The sequence below is a fragment of the Xanthomonas graminis pv. graminis genome (assembly GCF_030168915.1).
Taxonomy (GTDB): domain Bacteria; phylum Pseudomonadota; class Gammaproteobacteria; order Xanthomonadales; family Xanthomonadaceae; genus Xanthomonas_A; species Xanthomonas_A translucens.
On sequence record NZ_CP076255.1, the window covers coordinates 4561578 to 4579869 of the forward strand.

Annotated in this window: 6 protein-coding genes; 2 read left to right on the plus strand and 4 right to left on the minus strand. The window is 69.5% G+C overall.

All coding sequences use genetic code 11. The features are described 5' to 3' along the window. Both KHF85_RS19790 and KHF85_RS19795 read right to left on the minus strand, forming a co-directional pair. Nucleotides 1–9570, minus strand: coding sequence for a two-partner secretion domain-containing protein (locus KHF85_RS19790; RefSeq protein ID WP_284567977.1), 9570 nt, complete (start codon nucleotides 9568–9570; stop codon nucleotides 1–3). A 70-nt stretch (nucleotides 9571–9640) separates the two neighbouring features. Next, on the minus strand, nucleotides 9641–11320 hold the full coding sequence (locus KHF85_RS19795) for a ShlB/FhaC/HecB family hemolysin secretion/activation protein (protein ID WP_284567978.1): 1680 nt from the start codon (nucleotides 11318–11320) through the stop codon (nucleotides 9641–9643). Nucleotides 11321–11725: 405 nt separating this feature from the next. Here KHF85_RS19795 and KHF85_RS19800 point away from each other — a divergent pair, with 405 nt between their 5' ends. Both KHF85_RS19800 and pyrF read left to right on the plus strand, forming a co-directional pair. Beyond that, nucleotides 11726–12622 (plus strand): 5'-nucleotidase, lipoprotein e(P4) family, encoded by an 897-nt coding sequence (locus tag KHF85_RS19800; protein ID WP_284567979.1) that lies wholly within the window; start codon nucleotides 11726–11728, stop codon nucleotides 12620–12622. After that, a complete protein-coding gene (gene pyrF, locus KHF85_RS19805; RefSeq protein WP_284567980.1) occupies nucleotides 12619–13353 on the plus strand; it encodes an orotidine-5'-phosphate decarboxylase in 735 nt (244 codons plus the stop codon). Before KHF85_RS19800 ends, pyrF begins: the two co-directional genes overlap by 4 nt. A 202-nt stretch (nucleotides 13354–13555) precedes the next feature. On the opposite strand, the gene KHF85_RS19810 is transcribed toward pyrF, so the two are convergent. After that, complete coding sequence (locus KHF85_RS19810) at nucleotides 13556–15073, minus strand: tryptophan halogenase family protein (RefSeq protein ID WP_284567981.1); 1518 nt, start codon at nucleotides 15071–15073, stop codon at nucleotides 13556–13558. A gap of 117 nt (nucleotides 15074–15190) precedes the next feature. Continuing rightward, nucleotides 15191–18241 carry a TonB-dependent receptor gene (locus KHF85_RS19815; RefSeq protein ID WP_284567982.1) on the minus strand — a complete coding sequence of 1017 codons (3051 nt, stop codon included), beginning with the start codon at nucleotides 18239–18241 and terminating at the stop codon, nucleotides 15191–15193. Between the last annotated feature and the right edge of the window lie 51 nt (nucleotides 18242–18292).

Below are 18292 nucleotides of genomic sequence, written 5' to 3' on the forward strand. Positions count from 1 at the left end.
CTATTGAACCGACAGATATACCACCGGCACCAGCACCTTCTGGCCCTGGTATTCTTGTTCGACCATCCACACGATGTCGTGGGTCAGCGCGGCGACCTGTTCGGCGGTCAGCGCCACGCCGACATCCAGGTGCAGCGCGCCGGCCTCGGCCACGGCGCCGTCCAGCAGGGCGCGGTACTGCGCCACGCCGTCGGCGTAGTTGCCCAGGTAGCGGCGGCCGGTGAGTTGGGTGATCTGGTCCAGCACCAGGCGCTGTTCGTAGAAGCCGTCGCCCAGGCGGGTCTGGGTCCACTGCGGATCCACGCCGAGCTTGTCGAGCAGGTAGTCGCTGCTGATGAAGGTGTCGTAATTGACGAAGCGCGGATCGGTCTCGATCAGGTAGCGACGGCCCGGGCCGGCGCTGCGGTTGGCGTTGACGCCGCCCAGGCCGTTGGCGGCACGCCCCAAGGCGTTGACGCTGGCGCCGTTGGCGCCGACCAGGCGGTACAGACCGCCGATGGGCAACGTGATGTTGCCCAGCGGGGCGCCGATGCCGCCGACCACCTGCGGCACGGTGCCGGTGCCTGGGTCGATCTGCTGGCGCTGGCCGGCGACGTTGCTGCCGGCCAGCACGGCCTGTGCACCGCCGGCCTGGACCTGGCTACGGGTGGCGTCGCCGCTGCCGGTGAGCGCTGCCTGTATGCCTTGCGCATGAACATCGACTACGGATGTCTCGACACTTTTCACCAGCGCGCCCTCGCCGTCGGCGATGCGGATCGGGCCGATGCTGGCGCTGACGATGCGATTGTTGACCGTTGCCCCGCCAGCGGCCTTGCCGGTCTGCGCCTGCACGGCTTTATTGCCGACGCCGCTGGCGCTCTGCGCGCTACGGCGGCTCAGCGCCGTACCTTGCCTGGCGTTGAACGCGGCGCCGCTAATGCTGCGCCCATCGCTGCCGACGGCACCGTTGTTGATGGTGGCACCGTTGATCGACACGCCTTGCCCACCGGTCATGTTGGCGGCAAGGGCGATGTAGCTGGAATCTACCGTGGTACTGGAGAGAATATTGGTCTCATTCTCATACCGGCATATCGGCTTCTTGCGTGCGTTCGGACCTGAGACGGTGGTGGCGGCACAGTCATCGATGTAAGCGATCACCTTGTGTTCGACATCGCGCTGGATCACTTTCTGATTCAGTGCCAACGCTTGGTTCGATACAACCTCGCCGTTGCTGATCATTGCATCGGAAAGACCGGCAACGCCCCGTTGATTGATCCACAATCCACCTGCGGCAGCGATTGTCGATGCGTTGTTGGTCACGCTCCCGGACAGGGCGATGTTGCCACCTGCGGCGATACGGCCCTCGGCGCTGGCGGCAATCAGGCTCTCGCGTTCTTCGACCGAATAGTCTCGATAAACGCCCGGGCTTTTGCCTTTGTATGGAACGCGAATGTAGTAAGACACGTTGGGATAGGTGATACCTCGACCTTCGATGAGTTCGCTGGGCATCCCCGCATTCGCTTCGGCCCTCTCGGCATCGGATAGCGGCCCTGTCTTGGTGCTCAGCACCCGCCGCTGGTTATTGAGTTGATTGGCCGCAATCAGGATGCTGCCGTCGGCCTCGATGCTGCCGGACAGGTTGTTGAGCACGCCGGTGCGCGAAGTGATGGTGCCGCTGCCATCGCGCGCGCCGCCGATGGCGATGTTGCCGAGGCTGAAGATCTTGGCGTCGCGGTTGAGCAACTGGTCGCGGACCAGCAGGGTCATGCCGTTGGTGGCGCCGATCAGCGCCGAGCCGTAGGCGGCGTTGTCGGTGGCGCTGCCCAGGTCGGCGCCGTTGACCAGGGTGCCGGTGTCCACCAGTACGTTGCCGCCGACCAGGCTGCCGGTGTTGTAGATGCTGCCGGCCGTGAGCTGCAGATTGTTGCTGGCCGAGATGTCGCCGGCGTTGTCGATGGTTCCGCCGGTCGTCAACTGGGTATTGGCCGCCTGCATCGTCGCGCCGGCGCGGTTGCTGATGTTGTTGGCGGTCACGCTGAGGCTGCGCGCGGCCTTGAGCGCGGAGGCGTTGACCAGGTTGCCGCCGACGTTGAGCCGGAAATCGCCGTTGCTGGTGATGTCGGCGCCGGCGGTGTGGGTGTAGTCGCTGCGCACGGTCAGGTCGAGCAGGTTCTGCGCGAGGATGTTGCCGCCGCCGTCGAAGCCGACGGTGTCGATGACCACGTCGCCGGCGCCGCCGGCGCTGCTGCCGGCGCCGATGCGGCCGCCGCTGTTGCTCAGGCTCTGCAGGCTCAGGCGCACCGCCTGCTCGGCCTTGATGGTGCCGCTGCGGTTGTCGAGCGTGGCGCCGGCGCGCTGGAGCTGGAACGTATTGCCCGCGTAGACGTTGCCGCGCTGGTTGTCGAAGCTGTTGCTGTTGGCGACCAGGTCGCCGCCCGCCACCAGTTGGCCATCGCTGTTGACCACGCTGGCGGCATTGAGCACGACGCGGCCGCGGCCGCCCAGGCTGCCGCCGGCGTTGCGCAGTTCGCCGCCGGTGCTGAGCTGGGTCAGGCCGCCGCCGTTGTTGGCGATGCTGCCCTGGCTGTTGTCGATGCGGCTGCCGGAGACGGTCATCGCGTTGCCGCTGTCGAGCTGGCCGCCGCTGTTGAGCAGCGCGCCGGTGACCGCGACCGTGAGATCGCGGCCGCTACCGATGCGCCCGCTCTGGTGGTTGTCGAGCGGGCCGCGCGCGGTCAGCGCCAGGTCGCGCCCGGCCTGGAGGGTGCCGGCGCTGTTGCTGAGGTTCTCGGCGCCGACGGTGGCGTCGTTGCTGGCGCCGAGCAGGCCGCCATCGTTGTTGAGCGTGTGCGCGATATCGGCACGCAGATCGCCGCCGCTGCCGCCATTGGCAACCGCCTGCAGCGTGCCGCTGCGGTTGTCGAGGCTGTCGGCGCGCACGGTCAGGGTGCCGCCGGCGGCCTGCAGCACGCCGCTGCGGTTATCGAGCGCGCCACCGAGCTGGGCGTTCACGCCGCGGGCCGACACAGTGCCGCCGACGTTGCTCAGACTGGCCGCGGTCAACTTGGCGTCGCCGGCGGCGGCGATCGCGCCGTTCTGGTTGTCGATGCCGGCATTGGCGCCGAGTTGCAGCTGGCCCTGGCTCAGGATGCGGCCGCCGGCATTGGCGACGGCGCCGCCGATGCTCAGGGTCGCGGTGCCGGTGCCGGCGTGTTCGATGCGCCCCTGGGCGTTGTTCAACGATGCGGCGCTGAGGTTGAGGTCCTGGCCGTTCGTGGCCAGCTTGCCGTTGCCGTTGTCGAACGCCCCAGTGATGGCGATGCGGGTCTGTCCGCTGCCGCTCTGTACCAGCGTGCCGCCGGTGTTGCGCAACGACGCTGCGCCCAGATCCAGGCGCGCGGCCTGCAGTTGTCCGCCGACGCCGTTGAGCGTGCTGTTGTCGAAGCTGCCGCCGGCGCGCACGGTCAGCAGGCCGCCGGCGAGCAGATCGGCGCCGCGATGGTCCAGGCCGTTGCTCGCGGTCAGGCTGGCATCGCCGCCGACGCGGGTGGTGCTGCCGGCCAGGTTGAGTTGGGTCGCCTGCACGGTGAGGTTGCCGGCGGCGATCAGCTTGCCGCTGGCGCTCAAGGTGCGGTCGGCACGCAAGTCCAGCGCACCGCTGCTGCCGAGGCTGCCGTCGCTGCGCACGCCGGCGGCGGCGACGCCGCCGATGGCGATGTCGCCGGCATGCAGGCTGAGGTTGCCGCTGGACAGGGTCTGCCCGGCGTTGTCGATGCGCTGCGCCTGCAGGGCGATGTTGCTGCCGTTGACGGTGCCGCGCTGGAGCAGCGCGGCATCGCTGGTCAGCGTGAGCTGGTTGGCCGACAGGCTGCCGGCCACGGTCAGGTCGCCGTGCGCCTGTAGTTGCAGCGTGGTCGCCGCGCTGAGCGTGCCGCTCTGCGACAGGGCGCCGCCGGCTTGGGCGCTGAACGCACCGGCCGCGGCCAGTGTGCCGCCCAGCGCAAGATCGCCGTGGCTGACCAGGGCGACGTCGCCGCTTTCGCTGCCGAGCTGGCCGCTGCTGGCGACGCTGGCCGCTTCCACGCGCAGCGCGTTGCCGGCGATCAGGTCGCCGCGGTTGTCGACGGCGCCGCTGGCGGTCAGGCCCAGGCGCTGCAGGCCGTAGCTGCGCCCGGTCTGCTGCAGCGAACCGACATCCAGTTGCAGGCGCTGGCGCGCACGCAGCGCACCGGCGTTGTCCAGCGCGCCGCTCACGGTCAGGGTCGCATCGCCCTGCGCGGCGAGCAGGCTGTTGGCGGCGTTGTGGACGCTGGCCGCGGTCAGCGTCAGATCGGTGCCTGCCACGACCTGGGCGGCGTTGCTCAGTGCGCCGCCGGCGCTCAGCTTCAACGTCGTCGCTGCCTGGACGATGCCGGCGAGCGCGAGATCGCCGCTGCTGGTCAGCGCCAGCGTGGTGCCGGCATCCAGCGCGCCCTGGCTGTCGATGCGTGCACCGGTCAGCGCGATCGCGCCGGCACTGTGCAGCACGGCCTGGCTGCCGGTGCTCAATGTCGCGCCCGCGCTCAGCGACGCGGCCTGGCCGCTGGCTTGCCCGTCCAGGCGCAGGTCGCGCTGGGCCTGGACCTGCAACGCCTGCGCGGCCGTGACCTGGCCGGCCAGGGTGACGTCGCGGCCGTGCAGATCCAACGCCTGCGCACTGAGGCTGCCCGACTGCAGCAGGTCGCCTTGCGCCTGCGCCTGCAGTTGCGTAGCCGCGGCCACGGTGCCGCCCAGGCGCAGGTCGCCCTGGCTGGTCAGCGCGACCTGGCCGGTCTCGCTGCCGAGCTGGCCGCTGCTGGCGATGCTGGCGGCGTCCACCTGCAGATCATGTCTGGCGATCAGTTCGCCCTGGTTGTCCACTGCGCCGCTGGCGCGCAGCGTGAGGCGATCGCCCGCGTAGGCCTGGCCGCTGTGTTGCAGCGTGCCGACGTCCAGGGTCATGGCCTGGCCGGCCTGCAGGCTGCCGGCGTTGCTGAGGGTCCCCGGGGTGGAGAGTTGCACCGCGCCCTGCGCGGCCAGCGTGCCGCTGGCTGCATTGTCGATGCTGTGCGCGGCGACGCTCAGGTCGCGGCCGGCCACGATCTGGCCGGCATTGCTCAGCGCCGCGCCGGCAGCGAGCGTGCCGCGGCTGTCGATCGCGCCGCCTTGCAGGGTTACGGCCGCCGCGCCTTGCAGCACCGCGGCCGTACCGGTGGCGATGCTGGCGCCGCTCAGGCGCAGATCGCCGCCGGCCAGGACCTGGCCATCGACACGCAGCGCGCGCTGTGCCTGCAGCTCCAGCGCGGCAGCGGTCTGCGCGCCGCCGACCACGCTCAGGTCGCGGCCGGCGGCGAGCGTGGCCGACTGCGCCTTGAGCGCGCCATCCACCTGCAGATCGCCCAGCGCACTGGCGCTCAGCGCCTGCGCGGCGATCACGCTGCCGCCCAGTTGCATGTCGCCCTGGCTGCTCAGCGTCACCTTGCCGGTCTCGCTGCCGATCTGGCCGCTGTTGCCGAGGCTGCCGGCGTCGATGCGCAGGTCGCCGCCGGCGATCAGCGTGCCGCGATTGTCCAGCGCGCCGGCGCTGTGCAGATCCAGCATCTGGCCCGCGTACAGCTCGCCGCTGTGCTGCAAGCTGCCGGCCTGCAGCAGCAGGGATGTCTGGCCGCGCAGGCGGCCGGCGTTGTCGAGCAGGCCGGCGACGCGCAGGTCGAGCGTGTCCGCCGCCGCCAGGGTGCCGCTGGCACGGTTGACCGCACTGGCAGCGCTCACCTGCAGGTCGCGACCGGCGACGACCTGGGCGCTGTTGTCCAACGCCGCGCCGGCCTCCAGCACGACATCGCCGCCGCCTTGGGCGATGCCGGCCAGGGTCAGCTGGCCCTGGCTGCGCAGGCTCAGATCGGTGCCGGCATCGAGTGCGCCGCGGCTGTCGATGCTTGCGCCGTCGAGCGTGATCGCCGCAGCGCTCTGCAGCACGGCGTTGCTGCCGGTGGCGATGCTCGCCGCGCTCAATTGCGCAGCGCCGCCGGCCACGGCCTGGCCATCCAGACTCAGCGCGCGCTGCGCCTGCAATTGCAGCGTCGCGGCGCTTTGCAGCGAACCGGCAACGCTCAGGTCGCGCCCGGCGCTCAACTGCAGCGACTGCGCCTTGGTGGTGCCGCGCTGTTGCAGATCGCCGACGGCCTGCACGCGCAGTGCGGTCGCGGCGATCTGGCTGCCGTCCAGCTGTACGTCGCCACGGCTATCGACCAGCAGCTGTCCATCCTGGCTGTCGAGCTGGCCGCTGCTGGCGACGCTGCCGGCGGCCACGCGCACGTCGTGCCTGGCGATCAGGTCGCCGCGGTTGTCGAGTGCGCCAGCGACCTGCACGCTCAGCGTGTCGCCGGCGTAGGCGCGGCCGCTCTGCTGCAGGCTGCCTGCGCTCAGGCTCAGCGCCTGTCCGGCCTGCAGCGTGCCGGCGTTGTCGAGTGCGCCTTGCACGTGGGCGTCGAGCGCCGCCTGCGCCGAGAGTTCGCCCTGCGCCCGATTGGTCGCACTGGCCGCGCTCAGGCTCAGAGTGCGGCCGGCGAAGACGCGGGCCTGATTGTCCAAATTCTGATCTGCCTGCAGCGCGACATCGCGCCCGCCCTGGGCGATGCCCGACAGCGAGAGGGCGCCGCGGCTGCGCAGGGTCAGATCGGTGCCGGCATCCAGCGCGCCGCGGCTGTCGATGGTGCCCGCGTCCAGCTGCAGCGCCGTGGCGGTCTGCACCACGGCGTCCTGGCCGAGCGCGACGCTGTCGCCGCGCATGCCCAGATCGCCGCCGGCGACGGCCTGGCCGTCCACGCGCAGCGCGCGCTGCGCCTGCAGCTGCAGCGTCGTCGCACTGCGCAGCGTGCCGGCCAGGGTCAGATCGCGGCCCGCCTGCAACTGCGCCGATTGCGCCTGCAGACTGCCACGCTGTTGCAAGTCGCCGAGCGCCGCGGCGCGCAGGGCGCCGGCCGCGACTACGACGCCGTCCAGGGTAAGGTCGCCGCGGCTGTCGAGCGCGAGTTGACCATGCTGGCTGCCCAGCTGGCCGCTGCTGGCGATGCTGCCGGCGGCGATGTGCACGTCGCCGCCGCCGATCAGGTCGCCGCGGTTGTCCACCGCGTCGGTCGCGGCGAGGTCGAGGCTTGCGCCGCCGTAGGCCTTGCCGGTTTCGGTCTGGGCGAAGCTGCCGGCGCTCAGGCGCAGCACGCCATCGGCATGCATGCTGCCGGCGTTGCGCAGCGCGGAGACCCTGGCGATGGTGGCATCGCCACTCGCCGACAATGCCGCGCCGCTGGCGTTGTCCAGGCTGCCGGCGGCCAGCGCCAGGTTGCCCCCAGCCACGACCTGCGCCTGGTTCTGCAGCGCCGCGGCGCTGTCCAGCGACACGTCGCCGCGCGCCTGCAGCGTGCCGGCCAGGCGCATGCCGTTGCCGCTGCGCAGGGACAGCGTGGTGCCTGCGTCGAGCACGCCGGACTGGTCGATGTCCGCGCCTTGCAGGCGCAGCGCGCCGCCCGCCTGGACTTGTCCGGCCTGCAGCAGCGCGCCCTGCGCGTGCAGATCGGCGTCGCCGCCGGCGACGATGGTCGCGGTGCTGCGCAGTTGCCCGTCGGCGCTCAACTGCAAGGCGCGGTCGGTCTTCAACGTGCCATCCAGCAGCGCGTCGCCGCCGGCCTGCAGCTGCGCGCTGCTTGCATTGAGCGTGCCGGACTGGTGCAGGTCGCCTGCGGCCTGCGCGGTCAGCGCGCCCTTCGCCGCCACCGCGCCGTCCAGCATGAGATCGCCGCGGCTGCGCAGGCTGGTGGCGCCGCGCTGGCTGCCGAGTTCGCCGCTGCTGGCGAATTGCGCCGCGTCCACGCGCAAAGCGTCGCCGGCGACCAGGCTGCCGCCACTGCGGATGGCGCCGCTGCTGGCGATGTCCGCATTGCGGCCGGCATAGCTGCTGCCGGCATTGGCGAAGGCCGCCGCGTCGATCCGCAGGTCGCGCCCAGCGTATACGGTGCCGGCGTTGTCCAGCGTACCGGCGGTCGCCAGGGCGAGGTCGCCGCTGGCGGACAGTACGGCTTTGGCGCCGTTGCCGATCGCCGCCGCAGTGATGTCCACGCGGCCGCCGGCGCTGAGCTGGCCGGCGTTGTCGAGGCGGCCGCCGGCCTGCAGCGCGGCGTCCTGCCAGGACTGCACCAACCCGGACAGGCGCATGTCGCCATCGCTGCGCAAGCCCAGGCCGGTGCCGGCATCGAGCGTTCCCGCAGCATCGATCCGCGCCGCCTGCACGTTCATCGCCCCGCCGCTCTGCAGCGTCCCGGCGTTCTGCAGCCAGCTGCCGCCGGCACGCAGCGCCACTGCACCGCCGGCGTAGGCCACGCCGCTGCTGCGCAGGCTGCCGCTCGCGTCCAGGCTCAGCGTGCCGCTGCTGTACAGCGTGCCGCCGGCGTCGAGTTCCGAGCCGAACAGGCTGATCGCGCCGGCGCTGCTGCGCCCGCGATGGTCGACGCTGCCGCTGGCGCGCGCGTCGAGCACGCCGCTGGCGACGGTGTCGCCGCTCAGGCTCACTTGCGCGGCGCGCAGGCGTATGCCGGCCTGCTGCGAGCCGAGCGTGCCCTGCTGGGTCAACGCGCCTGCCGCGCGCAGGTCCACGTCGTCGCGAGCGACGGTGTTGCCGCTCAGGCTGAGCTGGCCGGCGCTGTCGATCTGCAGGCTGCCGCTCTGCGCGGCCAGGGTGCCGCGGCTGACCACGCCGACGCCGGCTTCGGTCGCGATCAGGCGGATGCGGTCGGCGTACATGCCGCCGAGGTAGGCCACGTCGATGCCGATCGATGGCGCCGCACCGTCGCTGCCCGGCAGCAGTTCCAGCAGCATGCCGTCGTAGCCGATGCGCTGCGTGCCGGTGCTGGCGAGCAGGTCCTTGGCCCACACCGAGCCGCCCACGCTGAGCTGGCGCGACAGCAGGTCCAGGCGATCGACGTTGTACGCGTCCAGGCCGTTGCTGCCGATGCTCAGTGCGCCGCCGGTGATGCTGAAACCGTTCAACGCACCATCGCTGCCGAGTTGCGGCGTGCCGGTGGCCAGGGTGACCCGCGAGGCGTTGAGGAAGCCGCAGCCGTCGCAGCTGATGCCGTTCGGGTTGGCGATCACCAGTTGCGCCCTGGCCCCGGCGATTTCGGTATAGCCCTGCAGGCGGCTGGCGCTGGAGGTGACTTCGTTGAGGATCAGCGTGGCCGCGCCGCTGTTCTTCAGGTTGTCGTTGCCGGCGATATAGCCGCCGAGTTCGGTCTTGGAGATGTTGCCGCTGTTGTTGAGGATCAGGCCGTTGTTGCCGACGTCGAAGCGCGAATAGCGGTTGTGCGAGACGCCGCGCGCGTTGGGGGCGACGATATCGACCACCGGCACGCCGTTGGCCGCGGCCTGCTGGCCGGGCTGTTGCCCGCCGGGATTGGCGACCGGCACGACCTGGGCGTAGAGCGGCAGCGAGGTCCAGGTGACGGTGCAGCACAGCAGCATCGCCAGTGCGCGCTTGCAGCGCTCGGCCATCGTGGTGCCCATGCCAGCGCAATCCTTGTCCATCGCCATCTCTCTCATCGCGCCACCGGCGCTCAAAAAACAAAACCCGGTCCGCCCGACGGCGGCCAGGGGATCAGAACTGATAGGTCACACGCACGCCGTAGGCCGGCTGCGCGGTATCGAAGTCGCGCGGCGCGTGCAGATCCCAGCCGGCGAAGCCGTCCCAGCTGAGTCCGCCGCGCGCGCCACGCACGCCGACGAAGGCGCCGACCAGGCTGCGTCCGCGCTGCGCGCTGGCGCTGGGGCCGCCGATGCGGCCGGCATCCACGCCCAGGTACGGGACGATGCCCAGGCGCTGCACCGGCAGGTTGAGCGTGTTGCGCCAGTACGCGCCGCGCTCGGCACCGAGGGTGCGTTCGCCATCGAAGCCGCGCACGCTGTAGCGCCCGCCGATGCTGATGAATTCCGAGCCGAGCAGCAGCTGCGAGGCGGTCTGCGCGTGCAGGCTGCTGTCCCAGCTGGTGGCCACGCTGCCGAGCTTGAACGGCAGCCCGGTGCTCACATCCAGGGTGGTGACGCCGTAGCGGAAGCTGGGGAAACCCACTGCCGGGTCGTAACCGCTCCATTGCCCGTCGAACCACGGTGTGCCGCGGCGGTGCGCCAGGCGCAGGTCCAGCTGCATCGGTCCCAGGTAGCGGCGGTGGCTCAGATAGGCCTCGGCGCTGGTGGTGTGGCGGCGCTGGATGCCGATCTCGACGCCGTCCAGGTAACTGCGCGCCTCGCGCTTGGCCACCACCACGCCGGCGGTGGTCTTGCTGCTGCCGTTGCGATGGATGACCCGCTGCAGGTCGAGCTGGGCGCTGTTGGACGCGCCACTGGACTGGAAACTCTGCAGATAGCCGTCCACGCGCTGGTGGTAGCGGTAGGACGACAGCGAAAGCGCGAACGTCCACCAGCCCCACGGCACGCTGTAGCTGAGGCTGTTGCCGCGCGTGCCGCGCTCGGCGCCGCGATCCACCAGGTCGTGGTTGTAGCCGATCGACAGCAGATCGTTGATGCCCAGCGGCGCGTCCACCGCAACATCGATGCCGCCCTGCGCGCGGCCGGTGGCGCGCACGCCGGAGTCGTCGGCGTTGAGCACGCTGCGCCAGCGCCGGCCCTGCTGCAGGGTGATCACCAGGTCCGATTCGCCGGGCTGCTCGCCAGGCGCGATGTCGATCTTGGCGTCCTGCGACGGCACCCGCTTGAACTGCTCCACGGCCTGCTCGATCGCGCGCAGATCGACCAGGTCGCCCGGCCGCAGCGGCAAGGCGTTGCGCCAGAACGCACGGCCGTCGGCCGCTTGCACGCGCACCTGGCGCAGCCGGCAGGGCATCAGTTCGAAACGCAGCTGGCCGCTGGACAGCGCCTGCTCGGGCACGCCGATGCGGGTGGTGACCAGACCGCGCGCGACCAGTTGGTCGAGCGCGCGGCGGCGGATCAGGTCGATGCCCTCGCGGCCGATGCAGCGGCCCTGGTACTGGCGCAGGTACAGCCACAGCCAGGCGAAGCGCGCGCCATCGGCACCGGCGCCGCCCAGCTGGATGCGCTGGATCGGGAAGCACAGGGTTTCGGTAGGCAGCGCGAGGCTGCGCATGTCGGCCGGCGCCGCCGGCTCGCGCGGGCCGGCGAACGGCGCCTGGCGGTCCTGCTCCTGCTTGCGCTGCACCTCTTCGGCCTGGCGCAACTGTTCCTGCCGGTCGAGCGTGGTCGGCTGCTCCTGGGCGCACACGGAAACGGCCAGGCACGCCAGCACGCCGACCGCCACCACCATCAGGCAACGTCTTTTCCTGGACACACTCACACATCTTCCCCTGTCACGCATCCGGCGTATCCCCGCTAGGCGCAGGGCATCGATCGCATCCTTCCGAGTGCACTGCGCATCGCGCGCAGGCCAGGCACGCTGTGGTGCATACCCCAGCAATCGCACAATCCGGAGCGCCCTGACGCCATGTCGGGAAATTCCCTAGCCTTGGCGCGCTTGCATTAACTGGGTCGCGCTTTTAGTGGGGATTGGGCGCGCTGCGCATGCAGCAAGACGCCGGACGCGTCCGCCTCGCTGCCAGCGCGGATGCGCGTGGCGGCAACGGTCAGGCACAGCCGCTACGGCGGTGTCGCCCGCGAGCGCCGCCGCAACCCGCTAAAATCGGCCGATTCCCCGCCTAGGTTTCCGCGCCCGATGACCCCGATCGCCCGCACCGCACTGGCCTGCGCCTTGCTCGCCCTGTCCGCCTGCAAGCCGCAGGCGCCGGCCACCGATGCCGCGGCGACGCCGGCCGCCAAGAGCGCCGACGCCGCAGTGGCCGGCGACGACAACCTCAACGCGGTGCTGTGGATGCAGCGCTCGGCCGAGTACCGGGCCGTCGCCGAGCAGACCTACCGCGCCGCCGCCGACCGCCTGGATGCGGCGCTGAAGGCGCAGAACTGGGACGCGCTGGTGCCGGAGGAGCGCGGCAACGCCACGGCCGGGCTGAAGCCGGCAGTGGTGATGGACGTGGACGAAACCGTGCTCGACAACGCGCCGTACCAGGCGCGGCTGATCCGCAACGGCAAGGAATACGACGAGGTCAGCTGGGACCAGTGGGTGGCCGAGAAGAAGGCCAAGCCGATCCCCGGCGTGGTCGATTTCGCCAAGGCGGCCAGCGCCAAGGGCATCACCGTGCTGTACGTGTCCAACCGCGCGGTGCACCTGACCGACGCGACCCTGGCCAACCTGCGCAGCGCCGGCCTGCCGGTGGCCGACAACAGCGTGCTGCTGGGCCTGGGCACCGTGGTCAAGGGCTGCGAGCAGAACGGCGCGGAGAAGAACTGCCGGCGCAAGCTGGTCGGCCAGCAGTACCGCGTGCTGATGCAGTTCGGCGACCAGCTCGGCGATTTCGTGCAGGTCGTGGCCAACACCCCGGACAGCCGCGCGCAGCTGCTGCAGCAGTACCACGCCTGGTTCGGCGAGCGCTGGTGGATGCTGCCCAACCCCAGCTACGGCGCCTGGGAACCGGCGCTGTTCAACAACGACTTCGCGCAGCCGCGCGCCGCGCGCCACCAGGCCAAGCGCGACGCGCTGGAGCTGGCGCAGTGAGCCGCGCGCCGCTGGCGTTGGACGCGCGCGAACGGCTGATCTTCGCCCTGGACGTGCCCGGCCGCGCCGAGGCGATCGAGTGGATCGAGCGGCTCGACGACGCGGTGGCGTTCTACAAGATCGGCATGGAGCTGCTGGCCTCCGGCGAATACTTCGACGTGCTGGAGACGCTGGCCGCACGCGGCAAGCGCGTGTTCGTGGACCTGAAGTTCTTCGACATCCCGGCCACCGTCGGCGGGGTGATCCGGCGCCTGTCGCAGTGGCCGGTGGACTACTGCACGATCCACGGCTGGCACCCGGCGATGATGCAGGCCGCGGCCGCAGCCAACGGCGGCGACATGCGCCTGCTGGCGGTGACCGTGCTGACCTCGATGGGTCGCGCCGACCTGGCATCGATGGGCATCGACCGCGCACCGCAGGAGGTGGTGGTGGAGCGCGCCCTGGCCGCGCAGGCCGCCGGCATCGACGGGGTGATCGCCTCCGGCCAGGAAGCGGCGCCGATCCGCCGTGCCACCGGCGCCGGCTTCTCGATCGTGTGCCCGGGCATCCGTCCCGGCGGCCCGGTCGGCGACGACCAGCAGCGCACCGTCGGCGTGGCCCAGGCCTTCGCCGATGGCGCCGATGCGATCGTGGTCGGCCGCCCGATCCGCCAGGCCGCCGACCCGCGCGCCGCGGCCGAAGCGATCCAGCGCGAGATCGCCGCCACCCTGGCAAATACGCCGGCGCACTGATCGATCAATAAATATCAACAACTTAGCCAATAAAACTTAAACCATTGCATTAGCTGCGCACTGCCGGTAGCATGCGCAGCGTCCGGCGTTGCCGGAGATGCGCCACAAACCGTTCTCCGGCTTCGGTCGGATTTTGAAGAGGCCCGCGCCTTGGTGCGCGAGGCCTCTTTTTTTTTGCCCGGCGCACGGCCGGGCGGCCCGCTCAGCGCGGCGCGGCCGCGCAATAGCGGTCGATGAAGGCCTGGTGCGGCGGCATCGCGTCCACGCAATGGCCGATGGTCTGCTCGATGCTGGCGACGAAGCGTTCGATGTCCGCGGCCGGCACCTGGTCCACCAGCGGGTGGTAGGCGCGCGGCAGGAGGCCCTGCCCGACCATCACCTGCACCCAGCTGATCTCGGCGAACATCTCATCGCCGTTGCGGTAGAAACGGCCGCTGTCGCCGAACAGGTCCAGCGTCGCCTGCAGTTCGGGCGTGATCGCCATGGCGCGGCACTGGCGCCAGAAGTCGCTGTCGTCGCGCTCGGTGGCGGTGTAGTGCAGCACCAGGAAATCGCGGATGCGGTCGAACTCGAAGGCGATGCGGTCGTTGTAGCGCTGCACCAGCACCGGGCTGATGCCCTCGCGCGGGAACAGCTCCAGCAGCTTGGAGATGCCGGACTGGATCAGGTGGATGCTGGTGGATTCCAGCGGCTCCATGAAGCCGCTGGCCAGGCCCAGCGCGACCACGTTGCGGTTCCATACCTGCTTGCGGCGGCCGGTGACGAAACGCAGCGGGCGCGGATCGGCCAGCGCCGCCCCATCCAGGTTGGCCAGCAGCGTGGCTGCGGCTTCGTCGTCGCTGATGTGCGCGCTGGAATACACGTAGCCGTTGCCGGTGCGGTGCTGCAGCGGGATGCGCCATTGCCAGCCGGCCGCGCGCGCGGTGGCGCGGGTGTACGGCGTCGGCGGGCCGACCTTGGCGCACGGCACCGCCAGCGCGCGGTCGCACGGTAGCCAGTGGGTGAAATCGTGGTAGCCGGTCTGCAGCGCCTGTTCGATCAGCAGGCCGCGGAACCCGGAGCAGTCGATGAACAGGTCGCCGGCGATCGTGTCGCCCGAGGCCAGCCGCACCGAGAGCACATCGCCCGATTCCGGATGCAGCTGCACCTGCTCGACGATGCCTTCGCGCCGGGTCACCCCGCGCTGCTCGGAAAAACGGCGCAGGAACGCCGCGTACAGCGAGGCGTCGAAATGGTAGGCGTAGGCGATGTTGCCCAGCGGCGAATTGGGCGGCGCGTCGCTGGCCGAGGTCATGAACTTGCCGCGCCTGGCGGCCACGGTGTTGAGCATGTAGGCGCCCAGCGGCTTGGCCTTGCCGGCCAGCGCCTGCTTGAACCAGTACTGCTGGAACGGCAGCAACCCGAGCGAATGCCCGATCTCGGTGCCGAAGCCATGGATGTAGGAGGTGCCAGGCCGGTGCCAGTCGACGAACTCGATGCCGAGCTTGAAGCTGCCTTGGGTCTGGCGCACGAACTCGGCTTCGTTGATGCCGAGCAGGTTGTTGAAGGCCTTGATGTGCGGCACGGTGGCCTCGCCGACGCCGACGATGCCGATCTGTTCCGACTCGATCAAGGTGATGCGGTAGTCCGGGCCCAGCACGCGCGCCAGCGCGGCGGCCGCCATCCAGCCGGCGGTGCCGCCGCCGACGATGACCAGATTGCGGAGAGGGGCGGCGATCATGCGTGCGCGGTCCTGTACGGAAAAAGAGAGTATCCGATACGCGAACGGGGCCAAGCGGCCCCGTCCGGAAAAACCCCACGCGCGCCGGTCGGGCACGCGCGTGGGCGATGCGGTGGATCAGAACTTGGCGCCGATTTCGAAGGTCACGGTGCGCGGGACGTAGTTGATGTCGCCGGTGGTGTTCAAGCCCACATAGCTGGTGTCCAACCGTCCGCCGGTGCCGAAGTAGTTGCCCGATCCATCCGGGCCACCGTAGATGTAACTCGAGTAGTTCTTGAAGTTGAAGGCGTTGAGCAGATTGATGCGCGCCGACAGCTTGAAGTCGTTGTACACGGTGAAGTCCTTGGTGGCCTGGAAGTCCACCGTGCGATAGCCCCAGATCTTGCCGCCGACCAGGAACTTGCCGCTGCCCGGCGGCACGAAGCCGATTTGCTGGCAGGTGGCGCCGTCGGCATCGGTGTGGCCGAAGCAGGCGATGGTATTGACCGGTTCCGGAGTGGCCAACACGACCTTGGCGCCGAAGGTGATGCCCCACGGTCCGTCGATCGAACCGGACGCGACGAAGCGGTGCGATGCCGCGGCATCGGACTTCACGAACGGGTAATCGTGGATGGTCGCCTTGTCGAACCCGTACGCTTCGTCGATGTTGCGATTCTGGCGTGCGCTGGTGTGGGTGTAGGACAGCGTCAGGCCCCAGCCCGATTCCTTGGTGTACGGCTTCTCCGCCGACAACAGCACCTGGCTGCTGCGCTGCTCCAGGCCGTTACTGCCCAGAATCGTGTTCTGGTAGCCGGGGACCGGCTCGCCCCAAGGCGCGCTGCCGGTGGCATCGAAGTAAGACCCGTCCGGGTAGCGGTTGATCAGCGACATCGCGAAGCCGTCATAGCTGAGGATGCGCTGGAAGGTCACATCGGTGAGCCAGTCGCCGACCTGGTTGCTGATACCGATGCTGTACTGGTCGCTGTAAGGGGTCTTGATCTTGTTGTTGAACATGAACAGTTCGGCGCTGCCGCTGACCTCAGGAATGGTGTTCAGCTGGTCCACGCCCTGCAGGTAGCGGGGATCCCAATCGGCGCAAGCGCGGTCGGCCTTGTAGCACGCGCTGGCGGTGGGGTCCTTGAAGTAGACCACTACCGGCGACAACGCCGCCTTGCTGGTTTCCAGCGCCAGCTGCTCGAACAGGTTGCGGTCGTAGGAACGGCCGGCGCCGCCGTGCAGCACCGCGCTCTCGTCGCCGAAGAAGTCGTAGGAGAAGCCCAGGCGCGGCGCCCAGCCATCCTTGAAGTTCTTGCGGTTGTTGCCGGTGCTGATGTAGTCGGCGACATTGATGCCGCTGGGCAGCAGGCGGTCGGCCCACGGATGGCCCGGGTTCTGCGGGTCATCGGCGTACAGCGCATTGACGAAGTCCTGCGAGGTGACGAAGTCGGTATAGGCCGGGTTCTTTTCGTAGTCCCAGCGCACGCCGACGTTGATCATCAGCTTGTCGGTCGCGGCCCAATCGTCCTGGATGTAGATGCCGTACTGCTTGGACGGCGATTCCACCGTAGCCTTCTGCCCCGGCGTGGCGTACGGCGCGACGAAATCCACGCGGTACGGGATGGAGGCGATGCCATTGGCATCGACCGAGTAGCTGAACTGCGGATTCAACGCGGCCGCGTCCTGCGAGGTCAGCTTGATGTCCTTGTAGCTCACGCCCATCTTGATGGTGTGTTCGCCGTGCCACTGGAAGCTGGTGAAAGTCAGGTCGTTCTGCAGGGACCAACCCTTCTGGCTCTTGCGCTGCACGTTCAAGCCGCCAGTCGAACCGGTTTCCAGGAAGGTGTACTCGCCGATGTTCGGGTCGTTGTAGTTGAGATACTTGTAGGCGATACCGTTGCCGATGCTCATCGGCGTGGGGTTGTTCTCCGAGTTCTCGGTGCCGACGATCAGCTCGTTGAACCAGTTGTCGGCGCTGTGCTGCCAGCGCAGGCTGGCGCGCTTGTCCTTGTTGATCTTGTTGGTGCCGTGGTCGGTAGCGCTGGTGCCGCCGACGTTGGCGACCTGGGTTTCGTCGCGGTACTGGCCGCTCAGCTCGATGCGGTCGCGATCGGTCGGCTCGAAATCGATCTTGCCGAAATACAGGTCTTCCGAGAACGGCATGTTCGCCGCGCCATACTGGCTACTCAGGTTGGAGGGCAGAAAGCCCGTGTAGGAACCTGCGTTCGCATCGGCCTGGATGCTCTTGGGCGCGATGTTGTCCTTGCCCTCGTAGGCAACGAAGAAGTGCATGCGGTCCTGGATGATCGGGCCGCCCAAGGCGAAGCCGTATTCCTTGGTCTGCGAATCGATCTTGCCGTTTTTCTGCTCGTCCGGACGCTTGTCGCGCAGATCCTGGTCGGTATAGCGGTAGAACGCCTCGCCGTGGAACTCGTTGGTACCGGACTTGGTCGCCGCGGTGATCGCCGCGCCGCTGATCTGGCCGTACTCGGCCTTGTAGTTGGAGGTGATGACCTTGTATTCGCCGATCGCCAGCTGCGGGAACGGATTGCCCTGGGTGTCGCTCTGCCCGGCGATGCCGCCGCCCTTGACGTAGCTCTTCTGGCCGACGCCATCGATGTACAGGTTGCCGGCGCTGGCGTTGGAGGCGCCGCCGCGCAGCTTGGTATTTCCGTTGCCGTCGATCTGGAACACCATGCCCGGCACGGTGTCGGCGAACTCGAGGAAGTTGCGCGTGGCCTGCGGCAGCTGCTGGATCTGGTGCAGCGACACCACGTTGCCCACTTCCGAGGTCTTGACGTCCTTGAGCGACGGCGGCGCGGTGACGTTGACCGCGCTCAGCGTGGTGGCGTCGCCACCCGGCGCGGCGGCCGTGCCGGCGTCGAGATCGACCGTGGACGAGGAGGCGACCTGCAGCGTCACGTTGCGCTTGACCCCGTTGGCCTCGACCGTATAGCTGCCCGGCGGCAGTCCGATCACGGTGTAGTTGCCATTGGCGCCCGCCGGCGTGCGTCGCACCGACCCGGTGGCGGCATTGGTGACCACCACTTCGGCGCCGGCCTGGGCATGGCCACGCAGGATCGCGGTGCTGGTCTGCGCCATCGCCGGCATCGTCGCGAACAGGCTGGTGGCCAGGGCGCAGCACAGCAGGCTGCGTGCGGGCAGAGTGGACGCGGAACGCTTTCTCTTCATGACAGAAACCCCTCCCAGGGCAGTAAACGGGTTCATTCGTTGTTTCTTCTA

What these genes read in the sequence shown, in the direction of transcription:
- KHF85_RS19810 (WP_284567981.1), bottom strand. Translation starts at nt 15,073, where the DNA reads ATGATCGCCGCCCCTCTCCGCAATCTGGTCATCGTCGGCGGCGGCACC.
- KHF85_RS19790 (WP_284567977.1), bottom strand. Translation starts at nt 9,570, where the DNA reads ATGGACAAGGATTGCGCTGGCATGGGCACCACGATGGCCGAGCGCTGC.
- KHF85_RS19795 (WP_284567978.1), bottom strand. Translation starts at nt 11,320, where the DNA reads ATGGTGGTGGCGGTCGGCGTGCTGGCGTGCCTGGCCGTTTCCGTGTGC.
- KHF85_RS19800 (WP_284567979.1), top strand. Translation starts at nt 11,726, where the DNA reads ATGACCCCGATCGCCCGCACCGCACTGGCCTGCGCCTTGCTCGCCCTG.
- KHF85_RS19815 (WP_284567982.1), bottom strand. Translation starts at nt 18,241, where the DNA reads ATGAAGAGAAAGCGTTCCGCGTCCACTCTGCCCGCACGCAGCCTGCTG.